This is a genomic window from Agrobacterium sp. rho-8.1, from assembly GCF_033957725.1.
Lineage (GTDB): Bacteria > Pseudomonadota > Alphaproteobacteria > Rhizobiales > Rhizobiaceae > Agrobacterium.
In genome coordinates this window covers 1953217-1972730 of the sequence record NZ_CP192788.1, presented here as the reverse complement: position 1 = coordinate 1972730, position 19514 = coordinate 1953217, and the positions used below count along the sequence as shown (strand labels likewise).

The window sequence follows — 19514 nt, the reverse complement described above, 5'->3', positions numbered from 1 at the left end:
GTGGCCCTATTTAACTTACATAGCGGCAAATTTCCCATTCGAATTTTCAAATCTGACGCGGAGCATTCGCTACAATGGCACGTCAATTCATCTACCATATGTCGGGGCTGAACAAGGCTTACGGCGCCAAGAAAATCCTTGAGAACGTCAACCTGTCGTTCTACCCGGATGCCAAGATCGGTATTCTCGGCCCGAACGGTGCCGGTAAGTCCACCGTGCTGCGCATCATCGCCGGTCAGGACAAGGAATTCACCGGTGAGGCGTGGCTGGCCGAAGGCGCGACCGTCGGCTATCTCGAGCAGGAGCCGCATCTGGATGAGACCAAGACCGCGTTCGAAAACGTCATGGTCGGCGTGGCCGACAAGACGGCTGTGCTGGAGCGCTACAACGAACTGATGATGAACTACTCCGACGAAACTGCGGATGAAGGCGCGAAGCTTCAAGACATCATCGACAGCCAGAACCTGTGGGATCTGGAACAGCAGGTCGAAATGGCCATGGAAGCCCTGCGCTGCCCGCCCAAGGAGAGCGACGTGTCGACGCTATCCGGTGGTGAGCGCCGTCGTATCGCTCTCTGCCGTCTGCTTTTGTCCAAGCCGGACCTGCTGCTGCTCGACGAACCGACCAACCACCTTGACGCCGAAACCATCGCCTGGCTCGAAAAACACCTGCGCGATTATCCCGGTGCCGTAATGATGATTACCCACGATAGATACTTCCTGGATAACGTCACCGGCTGGATTCTGGAACTCGACCGTGGCCGTGGCATTCCTTACGAAGGCAACTATTCTGCCTACCTGACGGCGAAAGCCAAGCGCATGCAGCAGGAAGCCCGCGAAGACGCAGGCCGCCAGAAGGCGATTTCGCGCGAACAGGAATGGATTGCATCCAGCCCGAAGGCCCGTCAGGCCAAGTCGAAGGCGCGTATCAAGTCCTACGAACAACTAGTGGATGCTGCCGACAAGCAGCGTCCCGGCGACGCGCAGATCATCATTCCGGTCAGCGAGCGTCTCGGCAATGTCGTCATCGACATGGAAGGCATCACCAAGGGCTTCGAAGGCCGCACACTGATCAAAGACCTGTCGATCAAGCTGCCACCGGGCGGTATCGTCGGTATCATCGGCCCCAACGGTGCCGGTAAGACGACACTGTTCAAGATGATCACCGGTCAGGAAAAGCCGGATGCAGGTTCGGTCCGCATCGGCGACACCGTGCAGCTGGGTTATGTCGACCAGAGCCGCGATGCTCTCGATGGTTCCAAGACGGTCTGGGAAGAAATTTCCGGCGGTGCCGAAATCATCAAGCTCGGCAAGTTCGACATGAACTCCAGAGCCTATTGCGGCGCGTTCAACTTCAAGGGTGGCGACCAGCAGCAGAAGGTCGGCAACCTTTCCGGTGGTCAGCGTAACCGCGTGCACCTGGCGAAGATGCTGAAGGCGGGCGGCAACGTGCTCCTCCTCGACGAACCCACCAACGACCTTGACACCGAAACGCTTGGCGCGCTGGAAACGGCGCTGGAAAACTTCGCTGGCTGCGCCATCATCATCAGCCATGATAGAATGTTCCTCGACCGCCTTGCCACCCATATCCTCGCCTTCGAAGGCGACGGTCATGTTGAATGGTTCGAAGGCAACTTCGAAGACTACGAACAGGACAAGATCCGCCGGTTGGGCGCAGATGCGCTGAACCCGGGCAGCCAGGCTTACAAGCGCCTGACACGCTGATCGACCCATGCTGTAGATTGAAGGAGAGGGACGCATCGTTCCTCTCCTTTTTCTATGGTCGAGCTTCAAAGTAAATCGCAAGAAGCGTCGTGAAATGACATCAGGACGCGATGTTTCAAACACGATTTACTGTTTTTTTAAGGGACACGTGTCAGATATTCGACCATTCTTTGGTTAGTGGGGCTGGCATGTTATCTATTCGAAATGCTTTGACGGGTGCTTTCGTCGTTGTCAGCGTTGCGCTGGCCGGTATTGTTGGTAAATCGACTTTCAATGCCTATTCTCTTTATCAATCACAGACGATGGCCGCTGACCTGACAAGTGTCGACAAAGCGCTGTTCAATACACTCCTCGCTTTCCGTAGCGAACGCGGCGACACGGGCACTGCGTTGCAGCTACCACGCTCTGCTGCGACGGCAACACTCGAAAGCGTCAAGACGGCACGCGGCAAGGTCGATGCTGCCATGGCCGTGGCTGCGGCTGGGATGGGCAGCGTCGGTTCCGCAGAGGCCGCCTCGGCTTTCGCCAACACAAAGGCTATCTACGACCGCGTTTTGGCCCAACGCCAGAAAATCGATGCGGCTCTGACTGTTGAGCCTGACGCTCGTCCAAAGGATGTTGCCGGTCAGTCCTTTGATCTCGGCACCGAGTTTTTGGCAGGGCTTGAAAAGGCGTCTATCGTCATTGAAAGCGGCATTCGGACCGCAGATCCGACGATGGTCGGACTGGTGCAGACGCGCGCATTTGCCTGGGCCGCACGCTCCAATGGCGGCACCTCCGCTGTTGTCATGAATGTTCCAATCGCTGGCAAGCGACCGTTCAACAACGAGGAGACCTTGAAGCTTGCTGGCAGCGATGCCGCGATGGCAATGGCATGGAGCTCGGTAAAGGTGCTTGTCGATCATCCAAGCACGCTGCCAGCACTGAAAAATGCCGTTGCTACGGCTGAAACCGGCTACTTCTCCGGTGACCTTTCCAAGTGGAGGGCCGATATCGTCAGCAAGATGCGCGACGGGCAGGTCAGTCCTGTTGGCATCGACGAATGGCGCGAAAAGATTACGGCTGCTCTCGGCACCGTTGCTGCGGTCGCATCGCTTGCGATGGATGCATTAACCGCTCAGGCGATGGCCCAGAGAGATGCAGCATTTGTTTCCCTAATCATCTATGGCAGCATGCTTGCCATGACGTTGGCAATCGCTACGGCCGGTATGTACATCGTGATGGGTCGCGTCGTCCGGCCGATTTCCCGTTTGACCGCATGCATGGGTTCGCTGGCCGCTGGCAATCTGGACGTCACGATCCCCGGTTCGAACCGTCGGGACGAAATCGGAGGCATGGCCAGCTCTGTTGAAGTGTTTCGCGAGGCTGCCATTCGCAACAAGCAGCTCGAGGCGGAGGCAGAGATCAACCGCAAGCGTTCAGAAGAAGAGCGTGAGACGATGCAGCGTGCGGCAGAAGCCGAAACCGAGGCCCGTTTGGTGCAGGCGACCAGCACCTTTGCCGCCAGCATGAAGCGTCTTGCGTCCGGCGATCTTCTCTGTGAATTGAACGAACCGCTGACATCGCAATTCGAAACATTGCGCGTGGACTTCAACAGCTCGGTGCGCCAGTTGCGTGAAACGCTTGCCAGCGTCGGCCAGTCCGTATCGACGGTCACCAGCGGTTCGCATGAAATATCGTCCGCCTCTGATGATCTGGCCAAGCGCACAGAGCAGCAGGCAGCGTCGCTCGAAGAGACGGCTGCTGCTCTCGAACAGATCACCGCCAATGTCACCTCGACATCGAAGCGCTCTGCAGAAGCCCGTGGCGTGGTTCGCACCGCGCGGGAAAAGGCAAGCAATTCCGGCGATGTGGTTCGCAATGCGGTTGCAGCTATGGAGAAGATCGAAAATTCTTCCAAGCAGATCGGCCAGATCATCAGTGTCATCGACGAGATCGCTTTCCAGACCAATCTTCTGGCGCTCAACGCCGGTGTAGAAGCGGCGCGGGCCGGTGAAGCGGGCAAGGGGTTTGCCGTCGTCGCGCAAGAGGTGCGTGAGTTGGCGCAGCGGTCTGCAAAGGCTGCCAAGGAGATCAAGGAACTGATCGGCAATTCTGCGGTGGCGGTGGGCGAGGGCGTGCGTCTGGTCAGCGACACGGGCGCCGGGCTTGGCGAGATTGCCGAGCTGGTGCAGACCGTCAATGTCCACATGGAGGCAATCGCTACGGCGGCTCAAGAGCAGTCCGTCGGGCTTGCCGAAGTCAACACGGCGGTCAACCATATGGATCAGGCGACGCAGCAGAACGCCGCGATGGTGGAAGAGATGAATGCCGCTGGTGCATCGCTTGCTCAGGAAAGCGCAAATCTGAACGACCTTCTTTCGAATTTCCAGCTGGGTCAGCAGGATGGTCGCAGACAGGCCTCCGTGGCACGGAAAGTCCCTCAGCCCGCGCGCCCGGCAGCCGGCCATGCACGTCGCAGCGTTCCGATGAGCCATGGCAATGCCGCACTGGCGGTAAAGTCGGATTGGGAAGAGTTCTGAGTCTCAGATACGAGAACTTGAAAGAGGCGGCGATGTCCGCCTCTTTTGCTATGTAAGACTCATATATTCGATCGAATGCTGTATCTCTAGCCTTTCGCGAGTTTGGCCCATTCCGAAAGCATCATCATCCCAGCAATGTCTGGCCGAGGCTTGCCCGGCAGAATCGTGATATATTCCAACTGGTGGCCGTCAGGATCGTCGAAATAGACGTTGGCCGATGGCATCCAGGGGAAGACGCTAGGCTCATGGATTTCGACGCCTGCGCCACTTCGCGGAACAATTCCTTTCGAGCGCAAGTCGGTGGGGGCTTTTATCACCTCATCGAGTGTCGTCTGGAACGCGATGTGAAGCTTCATTTGCAGGGGTGAACTGTGGATCGACCAGAGACCCAGCATGGATGTGTCGCGCCCGCCGATCCAGAAGAAGGCGACGTCTCGGTCCGGTATGGTGTGTGCGAGTTCCAGACCGACGACATCGCGGTAGAAATCGATCGAGCGATCGAGATCCGACACGGTCAGATGCGTCTCGTAGAGACCGTTGACTGCGATCATGGTTCATCTCCTTTTGGTCGCGCTGGCTTGATCGTCAGACGCTTGATTGATGCCATGATAGGGTTCATACGACCTCAACAATGGTTGAGGTCAAGAGGCATGGTTGTGAAACTGGATATTCATCGGGAGCTCTCGGTCGGCGAGGTTGCCAAGCGCTGTGGTATCGCCGTTTCCACCCTTCATTTCTACGAGGCGAAAGGGCTGCTGTCGGCATCTCGCAATGCCGGCAACCAGCGGCGTTACCCGCGCGAGGTTTTACGGCGTGTGGCCGTGATTAAAATTGCCCAGCAGGCTGGCATACCGCTTGCGGACATCCGTCAGGCCTTGTCCGCACTGCCGAATGGGCGAACGCCGAATGCTGAAGATTGGAAAGGTCTGGCCGTCGCGTGGCGCTCAGAACTGCAAGAGCGTATCGATATGCTGACGCAATTGAGGGACGATCTGGAGGGATGCATCGGGTGCGGCTGTTTGTCCGTGAAAGACTGTCCCTTGCGCAATCCCGGTGACATCCTGGCCGGTAAAGGGCGCGGCGCAGTCTTGCTCGAGTGACGGTTCGAAGCGCGATGCGTGAGTATCCAAAAAACGGCCATAGGCATCGATTGAGATTTTCTACGGTGCAGCTCGCGACCCATCTTGCATATCTTGGCTAAACGTATAAACATATCTTTATATGTTGATTGAGTTGAGGTTTGTGTATTGGCTCTGGGGCTTGATAATCTGGTAGGGCTATTGAAAGCGGCAGGCGAGCCGACACGCTTTCGGTTGCTTGCGCTTTTGTCTGCGGGCGACCTGACGGTCACCGACCTGACTGAAATCCTCGGGCAATCGCAACCGCGTATTTCGCGCCATCTGAAGCTGCTGGCCGAAGAAGATCTGATCGACCGCTATCAGGAAGGTGCCTGGGCTTACTTCCGTTTGAAGCAGGATGGCAAGGCTGCTGGCATGGTCAAACAGCTTCTTTCTGTCGCATCTCCCAATGATGCGGTCCTCCAGCGCGACTTTGAGCGCCTGTCGTCCGTCAAGCGGGTGAGGGCGGAGCGGGCGCAGGATTATTTCAGCCGCAATGCGTCTGCCTGGGATGAGCTTCGCCGTTTGCATGTGAGTGATGATGCGGTAGAAAGTGCGCTTCTGAAACTTATCGGGACCACTCCGGTCGATTCCATGCTGGACCTTGGCACCGGGACGGGTCGCATTCTTCAGCTGTGTAGCGGTATCTACCGCCGCGCCATTGGCATTGATGCCAGCCGCGATATGCTGGCTGTTGCCCGCTCCAATCTCGACAAGGCCGGTGTTGCGAACGCTTCCGTGCGGCACGGTGATATTCTGAACCTGCCGCTGGAAAGTCAGGATTTCGATCTCGTGGTGGTTCACCAAGTGCTTCACTTCCTCGACCATCCTGAAATGGCGCTGAATGAGGCTGCGCGGATGTTGCGCCCTAACGGTCGGCTCGTGATCATTGATCTGGCACCCCACAAGCTCGAATATCTGCGAGAAGAGCACGCACATGTTCGCCTCGGGTTTTCGCATCAAACCATGGAAGAGTGGCTGAGAAAGGCAGGGCTTTCGCCCGAGAAGGCGGTCGATCTGCATTCCGGCAATGCCTCTGCCCAGTCACTTGACGTAACAATCTGGGTCGCACGCGATCCACGCCTGCTGATCGCTGGCGAGGAGCCGATGAATGCACCGCTTCTTTCCGCCGGGAGGGCATGACATGACGAAGACTGAGGCAGATCGCCACGTGACTGAAAATTTCAAAATTTCCTTCGAGTTCTTTCCGCCGAAGAATGCAGACATGGACGTGCAGCTTTGGGAGACGGTCGAGGAGCTTTCCCGCTGGAACCCGGACTTTGTCTCCGTCACCTACGGTGCAGGTGGCACGACGAAGGCACCGACACTGGTTGCTGTCGATCGCATGATATCCGTGGCGGGTTTGCCGACAGCCTCGCATCTGACCTGCGTGGATGCCAGCAAGCAGGAGGTCCACGATGTCGTGGAAGAACTGCGAGCCATTGGCGTCAAGCGTTTCGTGGCACTGCGCGGCGACCCCTCCACCGGCCCTGGCACAGCTTACAAGCCACACCCGGACGGGTATGAGAATGCCGCCGCACTTGTACGAGGTTTGCGCGATCTCGGTGATTTCGAGATTTCCGTGTCGGCCTATCCCGAAAAGCACCCTGAAAGCGAAAGCGATTCTGTTGATATCGATATGCTCAAGCGTAAGGCCGACAATGGAGCGACCCGCGCACTGACGCAGTTCTTTTTCGACAATGACATTTTCGAGCGCTACATGGAGCGTGTCACCAAGGCTGGCGTCACCATTCCGGTCGTTCCCGGTATCATGCCGATCCAGAACCTAACGCAGCTGAAGCGTTTTGCCGGTCGTTGCGGCACGAGTGTTCCCTCGTTTTTGGACGACCGGTTTGCTGGTTATGATGATGATGCGATCGGCCGCGCTAGGGTGGCTGCAGATGTCGCTGCCGAACAGATTCTCGACCTGCAACGGCGCGGAATACAGGAATTCCACCTTTACACCATGAACCGCGCGCCGCTGGTTAATGCTGTGCTGGACAACATCGGTTATCGCCCCTTGCGAAAATCTGCTGCGTAACTATGTCTGACATCTCCAGAACGAACAAAACGCAGGTTTCGAAAAACCTGCGTTTTTTAATGGCAAATGATAATCAACTGCTTGATGTGGTCGATGACCCCAAGGTGCGTGTCAGATGAACAACATCACTCCAACAAACGCGAACGCCACACCCACTGCTAAGGCATTAAGAGAATTTGTAAGTCCCATGCTCTGCCTCCTTTACGTTGACAGTAACCATTATGACCCTTTTGTGTCTCTTGAAAAGCGAAATCTATATTGCGTCGCACACGAAAACGGCAATGATTTCTGAGGCTTTGCAGCCAATACCTTGAAAAACAACTTATATTACGGTCTGAAAAACTCAGTGCAAAATGAAAAAAAAGTAAACGGCCGTGGTTAATGCCACGGCCGTCGATCTCAATCCGTCAGAATCGGATACCAAGTTCTTAAAGGGCATCCAGCAAGGCGCGGGTTGGCCATCCATCGGCGGGTAGGCCGAGGCGCTGCTGCTCACGCTGTACAGCGATGCGCGTGCCGGAGCCGAGGATGCCATCGATCTTGCCGACATCATGGGTCTTGGCGTCGAGCTTTGTCTGAAGTTCCTTCATCGCGGTATCGTCAAGGCCGGGCTCAGGATTGCCCTTGGCATAAACCGGTGCACCCATGAAGCGGGTCGCGAAATAGGCGGCTGACGTGGTGTAGATGAAGGACTGATTCCATTCCAGATAGATGTTGAAGTTGGGGTAGGTGATGAAGGCCGGGCCTTTGCGGCCCTGTGGCAGGATGAGGGCTGCGGGCAGGGCGCCAAAGCTCTTGTTGCCATCCTTTGGCGCAACACCGAGGTTGAACCATTCGCTTGCTGTCAGCGTACCGCCAAGGCCGGATTTTTCCCAAGGCAGGTTCTCCGGTACGGAAACTTCCTGGATCCAGGGCTCGCCCTTCTTGAAACCGAGATGCTGGATGAATTTGGCTGCCGTCAAGATCGCGTCCGGGCTGCTCGCCTTGACGTTGACGTGACCATCGCCATCACCATCCACGCCGAAAGCGATGATATCCTTGGGCAGCATCTGCACCTGGCCGATTTCACCAGCCCAGGCACCAGTGTTGGTGGCCGGATCGAGATCGCCGTGCTGAACCATTTCGGTGAGCGCTATCAGTTGGGGGCGGAATAGCTCCGGGCGGCGGCAATCATGCGACAGTGTGACGAGAGCGTTGCGGGTGTTGAAATCGCCCTGAACCGCGCCGAAGTCGGTTTCCATGGCCCAGAAGGCTGCAATCACGCCTGCAGGCACGCCATACTCGTCTTCGGCACGCTTGAAGGCAGCGGAGTATTCCTGAATCTTCTTGCGGCCCATGTCGAGGCGGCCTTGGCTGACGGTGCGCTGGGAAAATTCGAGGAAGGTCTGGCGGAACACGCCCTGGGCGCGGTCACGCGATAGAACCTTCTGGTCGATTTGCACGCCGGCCAGCGCCTTGTCCACGGCTTCTGCTGGCACGCCCTTGCCGACAGCTTCCGTCTTTACGCCTTGCAAGAAGGTGTTGAGATCACCACCGCAGGCGACCTGCTTCGGGTCATCCGGCGAGGTAACGAGGGGAACGGCCAGTGCGGAGCCGCAGGACAATGTGAACACGGTTGCAGCAAGTGCGAGGCTGCGTGGCGAAAAGCTGGACATCAGAATTCCTCAAATGGGCGATTTAAACCATGCGTTCGCCAAGTTTTGTGGCGGAAGCGTGGGCAAGACGATGGAAAAGCACCAACGGACGGATGTTTCCAACGTCATGTCTTCGATGCACAGCACATCTGCTGGAATTGCCGCAAAAATCAAGTTGAAAACTATGAACTAGCCGCGCGGCTGGTTTGCGGATGCCACCCATGTGCGCCAGTTCTTTTCCGAGCCGGCAAAGACATTGATATCTGTCGGCGTGCTGATGCCAGGAATGACGCCGGTGCCGGTGTATTGCCAGAACGCCCATTGGCGGTCGCTGTAGATCTGCGCTGGGTGAGCGGCGACGGAGCGGACCCAGAACGGGTAGTTCTTGAACTGGCCGACCAGATTGTCACGGTGGAAATCAACACTGGTGTAGATGATCGGGCGCTTGCCGTAGTGGCGTTCGATGCGTGTGAGGAATTGCTGTATCTCGGCACGGACCACCTCTGGTGAAGGCCGTGTCTTGCAGGTTGGGGAGGCGGGGTTCCATTCCACGTCCAGCACCGGCGGAAGCTTCATCGCCTCTTTGGGCACGGTGCGAATGAACCAGTCTGCCTGGGCATCTGCCGTCGCGCAGAAATAATAGAAGTGGTAGGGCGCGTGCGCCACGCCTGCGGCTGACGCTCCGCGCCAATATTCGTCGAAGCGCGCATCGACACGGTCCGTACCTTCGGTTGCCTTTATGAAGGCAAAGGAGACACCGGATTTGCGTACCGTGGCCCAGTCGATATCGCCATTCCACTTGGACACGTCGATGCCGTGTACCTCATGCGTGTGGGGTGAGCGTGCGCCAAAATCCTGTGGATCATTATCCTTGAAGCGCGGCTTACCAACGGATGCCGTTTCGAGGAAATCGTAACTGGTGGAGGTGCAGCCGCTCAACAGGAGGATGGACGCGAAAAGAGCCGGAAGTAGCCGCTGCATGATGATCCCAGTGAAACGAATGAAAGTCCGCGCGGTCGCCCCGGAGAAGCGCCGTAATCTTCTGTTTACCATAACAGGGTAAACAAGGTGTTATGGCAAGTCGCGAGGCCTTAAATTCTCATATTCAATAGTCTCGCGCGGTTTCAAGCGCCTGGCAGGGTCAGCACGGCGCGCCAAGCATAGCCACGAGCGATCGGCTCGAATTCCATCGTTGCATTATGGGTACCCGCCAAGGTTTCCAATGCGTAGCGCATATCAGCGCGCGGAGTGACGTGAAATTTGGCAAGCCAAGCCTGAAGAAGGGTACGGAACCATTGCGGCAATTGCTCCTGCTGGCCAAAATCGACGATATGCAGGGAGCCACCAGGCGCCAGCGCCTGCATGGCGCGCTCGACTGCTTTTTCCCAATCGGGGATCATGGAGATGGCGTAGGAAATCATGATTCGGTCAAAACCTGAGCTGCGTCCGAACTCACTCAGTTTGAAGGTTGTTGCGTCGGAAACGCGAAAGATCGGGCGTTCGCGATGTGCACTAAAGTTCTCGCTGGCGGTCGTCAGCATCTCGGCAGAAATATCCAACCCATAGAACTTGGCCGCGGGAAACAGGTTAGATGCACGCAGTAAATTGCGACCGGTCCCGCAACCGACCTCCAGCAAACTGCCGCCTTGCGGGATATCGAGTTTCTCGATGGTGGTATCGCGACCCAGCAGATAATATTTGCGCGTCAGATCATAGATGTGCCGCTGGTTGCGATACATCTTGTCCATCAAGTTTGCGTGGTTGACATCACGAAGGCTAACATTGTCACCGATGCTTTTCATGCCTGCGCCCTCTGATAGATATGGAAGCCACCATAGATGGCGGAGCGGTCACGCGCGTTGAGTTCCTGCGAGCGCTCGGCCAAATAGGACCATTGGGCGCGAATATCCGGCGAGAGGCGGCCTTCGATGACGCTCTTTTCGGCTGCAGTGCGGAAAATGACGCGGGCGTCTGTCGCTGCCGTGCGGCTGATCTGCGACCACAGTTCGTTGATTTGCGTGTCCGTCATCCAGTCCTGCGCGTCCAAAAGTACGTAGCGATCTACCGAGGATGCCGGTTTGGATGCAAGGAGTTCTGTGAATGTGGCGTGGTTTACGGAGACGCGCGCGGCATTCCTACGGATTGCGGGATAGTAATCGGTGCGCAGATAATCTGGCAGGTTACCCTCCTGCGCTTGCGGATAACGGCGCACAAAGGCCTGCCAGGCGAAGTAGTTGTCTTTCAGCGGAAAATCGCAGGCGAGTTTTTCAAGACGTTGGCGCAGAACCGGTGCGATCGTGTTGCCGTCCGAAAGGCTCGCGAGTTCGTCGTACTGGCGTGGTGGAATACCGAGGCCGAAGAGCGAGCTCTTGCGCTTCGTCAGCCAGCGGATCATCGGCTTGTCGAAGAGGGGCGCGACTTTCTCGTCAAAGAACTGGCGTTGCTCATCCATCGAACGGGCATTGGCCATGTCCTGAAGCTTCACACCGTGCAGGCGGGCCAGAACGTGGCCCACGCCAATGAAGCGGCCGAGCAAGCCGGTGCGATAGATGTTGCCGTTGAACACAGAAATCCGACGGCGGCCGGTCATCTTGCGTTTCGACCAATAGGCGCGTGTCTGCGGGTCGAGGTTGGGGGCGATGAAGCGGTCGTAACCTTCGCTGTTGGAGCGCACATTGGCGTGACCGAACTGGCGCACGACATCGCCATGGTTCGGCAGGTGACGGAACGCTGCGAGTTTCAGCTTGTTGAGGGCGATGTGGTGCGGATTGAGATCCACCACATCGATGCGAGATGGATTGCGCGACAGGTATGCAAGGACGTTGCAGCCGCCCGATCCGATGGTGACGATGCTGTGGCCATCGCGCAGCTCCATCGCCTGCATATCGACCTCAGGGTCTTCCCAGATTTGTGGGTATACCAGACCGGAAAACAAAACACCGAACAGTCGCTCCGACAGACCGCTGATGGACAGAGCCTTGTGTTGAAGCAGCGCAGTCTTGAGTTTCACGTTTTTGCTGAAACCGGTTTTCGGCGCGACACTGGTCATCTGATTCCACCTCTCATTCGGTTGAGAGGCGTTTAGCGGCGAGACGCAACAGTTTGATGACGAGGGGTGGGGGGATGGGATTGGTCGCCACATTTCGCAGCCGGTGAGCTGGGCTACCCCCTCTGTCTTGCCGGACATCTCCCCCACAGGTGGGGAGATCGACTCGCGGCGACCTTTTGGCCATCTCTCGCGTCGACAGTGAAGTGGTGTCAGAGCACCCAGCCGATCTCCCTCCTTGTGGGGGAGATGTCCGGCAGGACAGAGGGGGGTAGCCCCACCTGCTGCCGTATGATGGCTGGAACTCGTCCTACTTGCGCAGAACGTGCAGCATACCCTTGCGCTTGGCGTCGTAATAGTAGCCGCGGGCATAAAGACGCACGGCGTTATCGCGATCGTTGTCGGCCACCAGCCATGCACCACTGAGATATTTCACGGCATATTTCAGGTTGGTTTCGGCGTCGAAGAGGCCGGAAGCGGGGCCGTCGAAGCCCATGGAGCGTGCCGTGGCGTGCTTGATCTGCATGAGGCCGAAATGGCCGCCGTTGACAGCATTGGGGTTATAACGGCTTTCGCGCATGACCACGCGGTGAACGAGATCTTCCGGCACATTATACATGGTGGCGTATTTGGTAATGAGGCCGCTGAGCTTCTGACGTCCAACCATGGATGGCGCATCCAGTGAAGGCGTGATGACTTCCCGTGTGCTGATGGCGGCAAGAGCTGCGTTTTGCGGCGCAGACGCATAGGCAAGCATGGCACCCTGCGGCTTTGGAACCGGGATGACGCTTTGCTGCTTCATCATTTCTTCGGTCAGCGGAATGGCTGCGGCTGACGGTGTTCCGGGCGCGCCGGGTGCTGGCGGAAAGCTTCCCTTGAGTGCGACGACCTGCGGAAGGGCAGAAATTGCCGTTTGGTGAGCCAAGGCTGCCGCTGCAGGTGTTGTGGCAGCCGGTGCTGCAAGAGCGACCTGGGTGGCCGTCTGTGGCTGCATCTGCGTGTCGATAGCAGCGGCGGCTGCAATTTCCGATGCTGGGGGAAGTGCAACGCGGCCACCCTTGAGGGCGGTTGAGGTCGGCAAGGTCGTTGTCGTGGTGTTGGAGGCGAGTTGGGTGGCCGCTGCTGCGGTTTCCGTCGTCGCCGCGGCTGCTGCCGTTGCAGGAGCAGGTGTCGCACTTGCAGTCGGGGTGGTGGTCGTTTCTGCGGATGTTGCTGTAACCGAGGCTATCTTCGGGTGCGATGGATCGCCCTTGGCCGAATATTCGACGCTTGTGCATCCTGCCAGTGCCAGCGCAAGGCCCACCGTGGACGAGGTAAGAAGCGCCGATCTTCGACCAAAACTGCCTGAAAATTTCATGCTGCCGCCCTTGAGTGCGCCTGTCGCTCGATACCCCCGTTTCAAGCGAAGCAGGCAGTCCCTATCCGGCGATCATTAACCTATCGTAAGGTTTCGGGCAAGCGGCGACTTAACAGCAATGTCTTATGCAGCGATACGGCGGTATCCGGCGGTGACGGCGCGACCGGCTATAAAGCTCTTTCGCTTTGAATTCTTTGCTTTTTTGCTAACCGACATCCGCCGCACAGAGGTAATCGTAAAACGTGCGAAGGTTGCCTGCAGGCCAAGGCATACGAGCGCGATCAAAAGAAGGACCGCCTGCATTTGCGTGACCATTTCAACCACGTCGCGGGTGCCGTTCAAAAACTGCATGAGGAAAGCGACAAAAAAGCCGAAATAACGCAAACGCAACGCCGCCATTACGAAGCAGTCCGAAAACACGGTGCCGAAGGATTTTCCACGCAGATTGTCGTTGTCGGCATTGGCTTCGCGCGCGGCGGGCGTCGCAATTGTCCACAGGCTGAACAGCATCAGCCACGCCATGCCAGCCCAACGCGCTATATCGACAAGCGTGGAGGGCAGGAGTTCGGCGCCGACGACGATGATGGAGGCTGCGGTAACCGTTGTGACGATGCCAAGCGTCGCGCCGGTGACGGCTGCGACCATGGCGCGCTTTCCGCGTATGGCGGTATAGCTCGCGACTTTGAAGGACACGGGTGAGGGCAGTGCGAAAAGGATGGCACAGGCTAAGCAGAACACCAGCCAGACTTGTGCGGACATGTGCTTTCCTCCTAGCCCTCCCTGCACGTCATTTTTCTGTAACCTACAGTATCACCCCAGAAACCGAAACGCATTTCTGGGGTGATCGGTTCATAACGTCGAGAGCGGTGTGTTTACGCCACAGTTTGCGGTTCCCAGCATCATGCGGCGTAAAGAGGCGTTTTTATGCTCTATGCCGCTTTGTAGGACTGGCCAATCTGGTCCATGACCTCGCCAAACCACGGTGTCGACAGGTCGAAGTGCTTGCCGCCCTTGATGCGCGGAAATTCGATAGTGCGCAGCTTGCCGCCCTGGTCCTCGTCATGGCCGATAACGCCCGAAACCTTGTTGAGTGCGCTTTCCACCGCCAGATCGACCATGCCCTGAATGAGGCGCAGGTCCTGGCCATTGGCAGGGGCGGAGCGCGCGTAGTAGCCTGACTTCTGTACCATCGTGCGTTCCGCGCCGATCAGGCTGGCGAACTGCTTCTGGAACCAGCCGCCGACATTGATCGTGTCGATCTTGACGTGACCGAAAGCATCGCGCTTGACGGTTTCGCCTGATGCTTCGCGCTCGGCAACGATCGAATCAAGGCCCGCACCTTCCGAGACGAAGAGTGTGACGAAGCCCGTCTTTTCCATCGTCTTCTTCAGGCGCTCGGCTTCGGCCTGGATATCGAAGGCCATTTCCGGCAGATAAAGACCATCGATGCTCTTTAGCTGTGGTCCCATCAACAGGCCATCGACATATTCATTGCCACGGGTCTTTTGAATATAGGCGCGCGCCGTTGCCGCCGTCAGCCAGCCGCAGTGGCGACCCATGACTTCGTGAATGACGAAGGTCTTGGGCGCAGCGCTTTGTTCGTTGCTGACATTGTCGAAGAAATCAGCTCCAACTTCCGCTGCCGTCCACGCACCTAGCGACTGCTTGATCGGGACGACGTCGTTATCGACGGTTTTGGGCAGGCCGACGACGGTGAGGTTATAGCCATTGGCGCCGAGATAGGCCGCAAGATCCGCGGCCGTCGTGTTGGTGTCATCGCCGCCGATGGTATGCAAAATGGTGACGCCATCCTTTGTCAGACGATCTGCCGCCACGGCCAGAGGGTTTTCACCTTCCTTGACGAGCCCGCGCTTGGCGCAGTCTGCGGCATTGGTCAGCTTCACGCGGCTGTTGCCAATCGGCGAGCCGCCGTAGCGGTGCAGAAGGTGAGCTTTCTCACGCATATCCTTGGTAATGTGGACGCTGTCACCCAACAGAACGCCTTGATAACCGGAGCGGTAGGCTATGATGTCAATATCAGGCGCGATGTCGCTGTAACGTTCGATCAGGCCACCCACGGCAGACGAGAGGCATGGTGCAAGACCGCCTGCGGTCAACATTGCGACTTTCTGTTTGGCCATCGTGGCGCTCCTTCGTGTTCATTTCAAAGATGTCGTGTGGCAAATGGATGCGACAGCGAAACCGGCATGTAAAGTGAATTTCTCAAGAAAATCGGGCATTTCGCGGCAATCTTCAAAGCGATTGAACGCGTTGGCCGATCTAATCGTTTCAATTGCTCGCGCCCTCCTTGCGCTGCTGCCAGCCTGCGGAAAACCAGTGGCGTGGCGACGGAAACGACCCCAGCAAACCTCATCGCAAGATGAAGAAAAGTTAATGCCATGCGACCTTTATGTATATTGCATTCAGCAAACAGGACTTTATGCTTGAAACCATGATGTACGATTTCGCCTGTTTGCAACTTTCATCGCTGTGGGAACGACTGCTTGGCGCAATAGGCGATGCGGCGGGCAACGTGCTCGGCCGCGTTATCGAGGCGGTCAGAACCGTGTTCGAAGGCGATCCCGAAACGCGCCGTCAGGTGTCGTTCTCGGTGGCGATCATTGCGCTGTCGGCCAAGATGGCCAAGGCCGATGGTATGGTCAATGATGCGGAAGTTCAGGCCTTCAGGCAGATATTCGATTTTCCCGAGGAAGAAGCAAAGAACGTTGCGCGGCTTTACAATCTCGCGCGTCAGGATGTTGCCGGCTACGAGGCTTATGCCGAGCGTCTGTCCGGGCTCTGCGGTTCCGGGGAGCAGAATTGCGAAATGCTGGAAAGCGTCATCGATGGTCTTTTCCACATCGCCAAGGCTGATGGCCTTATCCACGAGCGGGAGATGGCGTTCCTCGGTCGTATCGCGGAAATCTTCCGAATCACTGAGGATCATTTCGAAACGATCATGGCGCGCCATGTCCACATGGAGGGACGCGATCCTTACCGCGTGCTTGGTGTTTCGCCTGCCGACGACTTTCTGGATATTCGCAAGCGTTATCGCTCGCTGGTGGCTGAACACCACCCCGATAAACTCATTGCGCGTGGCGTTCCCATGGAACTGCACGCTGCCGCGAATGAGCGCATGGCGGCGCTCAATGCCGCCTATGCGGCCATCGAGAAAGAACGCCGCGTCGCATGATTGATTTCCCTGCTGATTATGCGGGTGCCACCGTCGCGCCTTCGCCCAACCATGGCGAACGGGTCGATGTTGGCAGCCCCGACATGATTATTCTTCACTATACGGGAATGGGAACCGCAGACAGCGCATTGTCATGGCTGTGTAATGCCGAAAGCCAGGTTTCCAGCCACTATTTCGTCTTTGAAGATGGTCGCATCATGCAGCTTGTGCCGGAGAAACTGCGTGCTTGGCATGCGGGCAAGAGCTCCTGGGGTGGGGTGGCGGATATCAACTCACGCTCCATCGGTATCGAGGTCGCCAATGCAGGGCACCCGGCGGGTCTGCCTGAATTTCCAAAAGCGCAGATTGATGCGGTCATCGAATTGTGTCGAGATTGCGGTGCCAGATGGTCGATCGCGCCGGAACGGGTGCTTGGTCATTCCGATATCGCGCCTGTGAGGAAGATCGATCCGGGCGAAAAGTTTCCATGGGACATGCTGTCGCAACATGGGGTCGGGCACTGGGTCCCATCCGCACCCATCGGTGGCGGCAGATTTTTCCAGCGCGGCGATAGCGGGCAACCGGTGGAAGCCCTTCAATCGATGTTGTCGATCTATGGATATGCTGTTGAAATCACGGGTGATTACTGTGAGAAGACCGAGGGCGTCATTGCCGCTTTCCAGCGCCACTTCAGGCCGTCGCTGGTCGATGGCATTGCCGATTTCTCGACCATCGACACGCTGCACCGGCTGATTGCCGCGTTGCCAAAATTTCGCGGCGCCTGAGCGCTTTTATCGAAAATTGGTTCCAGAAAAAGGTATTTCGGTGGGCGTTTGTTGCGCTTTGCCACAGTATACCCTTATTGGGCCACTTAATACGTCTCACCAACCGGCGACCTGTTTCAATTTGAAACGGTGATCGTCAGTATCAATGATGAAGACGTGCGAGGGATTGTTCTGATGAGCTTCCCGAGCGGCTGATCTTTGTCGCCGCACATCGCAGTCTTCGTGTCTGGAGACGTTTTATACTAATGAGAAGAGCATATATTGCTGTCTCGGCTTGCCTTTTGCTGCTTGCCGCGCAGAGTGGCCTTGTCTTCGCCGATGATCAGGTGAAAATCACAACCGTGCCGTTGGAAACCTATATCCGCAAGCCCGGCTATCCCATTCCAGAAAGAACTCTGCCGTCGAAACTGCAAAACGAGTATTCCGACCTGATCGTGAAATACGCCAAGCGTTATGGCGTACCAACCAATCTGGCGCATGCGATTGTTTCCGTCGAGAGCAAGTTCAACCCGAAAGCGCGCGGCAGTGCCGGTGAGGTGGGGCTGATGCAGATCAAACCAGCTACGGCACGGATGATGGGTTATCGCGGCACAACGAAAGCGCTCTATGATCCAGAAACCAACATTCGCTGGGGCATGCAATATCTCGCGACAGCCCACCAGCTCGGTGGCGGGCAGGTTTGCAGTACGATTTTGCGTTACAATGCCGGGCATGCGGCCACGCGTATGAACCCGGTCTCGAAGCGCTATTGCGGCAAAGTGCAGGCGCTGCTGCAAAGTTGATGCCTTTTGAGCCGCTGCAGATTGCGGCTTTTGAAAATCGCTGGACTTTGCTAGTCAGCGCTTGAAGCGAGCGGGAGACGGTGATGGCGGATTTCAGGTTTATCGTTATCGGTGCCGGCATGATGGGTACCGCTGCGGCGCGACACCTTTCGGCCTTGAGCGATGGTGTTGCCCTGATCGGGCCTGCCGAACCTGCAGATCGCAAAAATCACCGTGGCGTATTTTCCAGCCATTACGATGAAGCGCGAATCACGCGTGGTTTCGATGGCGACCCGGTCTGGGCCGAATTGGCGAAACGCTCCATTGCGCGCTATGCACACATCGAAGCGGAAAGCGGAATTTCATTTTATCACGAAGCAGGGTGTCTTTTTGCCGGAAACGGCAAAGGGCTGGGCGGCAACTATGTTGCCAGTGCCTTGGCCGCGCGAGACAGGCTGGGGCTTGAGGTAGAGACCTTCGCAGCCTCGCAGCTGGGCGCTCGTTTCCCGATGTTCGATTTACCTGGGGATCATCAAGGCTGGTTCGAGCCACGCAATGCAGGCTACGTCAATCCGCGCGCATTTGTGAAGGCGCAGATCAAGATTGCTGAGCGCCAGGGTGCGAATCTAATCCGTGAAACGGCGGTGCGTGTCAGTGATACCGCATTCGGTATCGAGGTGATGACGGCTGAGGGGCAACGCTACACAGCAGAGAAGGTGATCGTCGCTGCGGGCGGGTTTACCAATATGGCTGATCTTCTGCCCGTCAATGTGGATATGGCGGCGACCGGGCGAACGATTGCGTTTTTCGAACTGAATGCGGACAAGCAACGCGATTTTGCGGGCATGCCTTCAACCATCGTCCTGGCGGAAAATGCCGACGATATCGTCTACATTCTGCCGCCGGTCCGCTACCCCGATGGCAAGGTCTATCTTAAAATCGGTGGCGAGAGCGAGAAGGGCAGGCTGGAAACGCTGAGTGAAGCCGTGCGGTGGTTTCATTCCGATGGGACGGCAAACGAGGTGGCGTTTCTGGTGCGGCGCGCTATCGAACTCATGCCAGCGCTTAACGGTTGCCCGGTCACCTCCGGCTCCTGCGTCGCCTCCATCACCCGCACGGGCTACCCCTATATCGGCTACACGCAATCCTCCAACATAGCCGTATTGACTGGCGGCAATTTCGTTGCGGCCAAGTCATCCGATGAGATCGGGCGGCTGGGTGCGGTGTTGTTGCTGAATGGGCAGTTGCGAGAGGCGGATTTCGCAAGGAATATGGCGCCGGTTTTTGCCTAAGCCGAACCCAGTGCCATTCACCACCACCATTATCCAACCCAAGCCTCTAGAATCGATTCCGT

17 protein-coding genes are annotated in these 19514 nt (G+C 57.1%); 9 read left to right on the top strand and 8 right to left on the bottom strand.

The window, feature by feature from the left end:
* The first annotated feature begins 74 nt into the window (after window positions 1-74).
* Together ettA and RMR21_RS09920 are read left to right on the top strand one after the other, a co-directional pair.
* The gene (gene ettA / locus RMR21_RS09925) at window positions 75-1724 is read left to right on the top strand and encodes an energy-dependent translational throttle protein EttA (protein WP_498667846.1); all 1650 of its coding nucleotides are present in this window, start codon (window positions 75-77) and stop codon (window positions 1722-1724) included.
* Between the two features lie 188 nt (window positions 1725-1912).
* A complete protein-coding gene (locus RMR21_RS09920) occupies window positions 1913-4246 on the top strand; it encodes a methyl-accepting chemotaxis protein (protein WP_498667844.1) in 2334 nt (777 codons plus the stop codon).
* 86 nt (window positions 4247-4332) lie between these two features.
* On the opposite strand, the gene RMR21_RS09915 is transcribed toward RMR21_RS09920, so the two are convergent.
* Complete coding sequence (locus RMR21_RS09915) at window positions 4333-4797, bottom strand: VOC family protein (protein WP_498667843.1); 465 nt, start codon at window positions 4795-4797, stop codon at window positions 4333-4335.
* 99 nt (window positions 4798-4896) lie between these two features.
* Between RMR21_RS09915 and soxR the strand changes: the two genes are divergently transcribed.
* The 3 genes from soxR (at window position 4897) to metF (ending at window position 7405) form a co-directional block, all read left to right on the top strand.
* Entirely contained in the window at window positions 4897-5346 is a 450-nt protein-coding gene (soxR, locus tag RMR21_RS09910; protein WP_498667841.1) for a redox-sensitive transcriptional activator SoxR, read from the top strand.
* A 147-nt stretch (window positions 5347-5493) separates the two neighbouring features.
* On the top strand, window positions 5494-6507 hold the full coding sequence (locus tag RMR21_RS09905; RefSeq protein ID WP_498667840.1) for an ArsR/SmtB family transcription factor: 1014 nt from the start codon (window positions 5494-5496) through the stop codon (window positions 6505-6507).
* 1 nt (window position 6508) lies between these two features.
* Window positions 6509-7405: a methylenetetrahydrofolate reductase [NAD(P)H] gene (gene metF, locus RMR21_RS09900; RefSeq protein ID WP_498667839.1), complete on the top strand. Its 897-nt coding sequence runs from the start codon at window positions 6509-6511 to the stop codon at window positions 7403-7405.
* Window positions 7406-7833: 428 nt separating this feature from the next.
* Here the strand turns inward: metF and RMR21_RS09895 are convergent, their stop codons facing one another.
* The 7 genes from RMR21_RS09895 to RMR21_RS09865 all read right to left on the bottom strand — a co-directional run bounded on the left by RMR21_RS09895 (window position 7834) and on the right by RMR21_RS09865 (window position 15583).
* Window positions 7834-9060, bottom strand: a complete 1227-nt coding sequence (locus tag RMR21_RS09895; RefSeq protein ID WP_498667837.1) for a lytic murein transglycosylase — start codon at window positions 9058-9060, stop codon at window positions 7834-7836.
* Between the two features lie 168 nt (window positions 9061-9228).
* On the bottom strand, window positions 9229-10020 hold the full coding sequence (locus tag RMR21_RS09890; RefSeq protein ID WP_498667836.1) for a glycoside hydrolase family 25 protein: 792 nt from the start codon (window positions 10018-10020) through the stop codon (window positions 9229-9231).
* Between the two features lie 143 nt (window positions 10021-10163).
* A complete protein-coding gene (locus tag RMR21_RS09885) occupies window positions 10164-10841 on the bottom strand; it encodes a class I SAM-dependent methyltransferase (protein WP_498667835.1) in 678 nt (225 codons plus the stop codon).
* Window positions 10838-12088, bottom strand: coding sequence for a BtaA family protein (locus tag RMR21_RS09880; RefSeq protein ID WP_498667833.1), 1251 nt, complete (start codon window positions 12086-12088; stop codon window positions 10838-10840). The genes RMR21_RS09885 and RMR21_RS09880 overlap by 4 nt, the downstream gene beginning before the upstream one ends.
* A gap of 307 nt (window positions 12089-12395) precedes the next feature.
* On the bottom strand, window positions 12396-13442 hold the full coding sequence (locus RMR21_RS09875) for a transglycosylase SLT domain-containing protein (RefSeq protein WP_498667831.1): 1047 nt from the start codon (window positions 13440-13442) through the stop codon (window positions 12396-12398).
* Window positions 13443-13565: 123 nt separating this feature from the next.
* Window positions 13566-14201, bottom strand: coding sequence for a LysE family translocator (locus RMR21_RS09870; protein ID WP_498667829.1), 636 nt, complete (start codon window positions 14199-14201; stop codon window positions 13566-13568).
* A gap of 170 nt (window positions 14202-14371) precedes the next feature.
* The gene (locus RMR21_RS09865) at window positions 14372-15583 is read right to left on the bottom strand and encodes a pyrophosphate--fructose-6-phosphate 1-phosphotransferase (RefSeq protein WP_498667828.1); all 1212 of its coding nucleotides are present in this window, start codon (window positions 15581-15583) and stop codon (window positions 14372-14374) included.
* A gap of 311 nt (window positions 15584-15894) precedes the next feature.
* On the opposite strand from RMR21_RS09865, the gene RMR21_RS09860 reads away from it, so the two are divergent.
* The 4 genes from RMR21_RS09860 to RMR21_RS09845 all read left to right on the top strand — a co-directional run bounded on the left by RMR21_RS09860 (window position 15895) and on the right by RMR21_RS09845 (window position 19452).
* Window positions 15895-16635, top strand: coding sequence for a TerB family tellurite resistance protein (locus RMR21_RS09860; protein ID WP_498670126.1), 741 nt, complete (start codon window positions 15895-15897; stop codon window positions 16633-16635).
* Window positions 16632-17399, top strand: a complete 768-nt coding sequence (locus RMR21_RS09855; RefSeq protein WP_498667827.1) for an N-acetylmuramoyl-L-alanine amidase — start codon at window positions 16632-16634, stop codon at window positions 17397-17399. The genes RMR21_RS09860 and RMR21_RS09855 overlap by 4 nt, the downstream gene beginning before the upstream one ends.
* A 245-nt stretch (window positions 17400-17644) precedes the next feature.
* Entirely contained in the window at window positions 17645-18181 is a 537-nt protein-coding gene (locus RMR21_RS09850) for a lytic transglycosylase domain-containing protein (RefSeq protein ID WP_498667826.1), read from the top strand.
* An 83-nt stretch (window positions 18182-18264) separates the two neighbouring features.
* A complete protein-coding gene (locus RMR21_RS09845) occupies window positions 18265-19452 on the top strand; it encodes an NAD(P)/FAD-dependent oxidoreductase (RefSeq protein ID WP_498667824.1) in 1188 nt (395 codons plus the stop codon).
* Window positions 19453-19514: the final 62 nt, after the last annotated feature.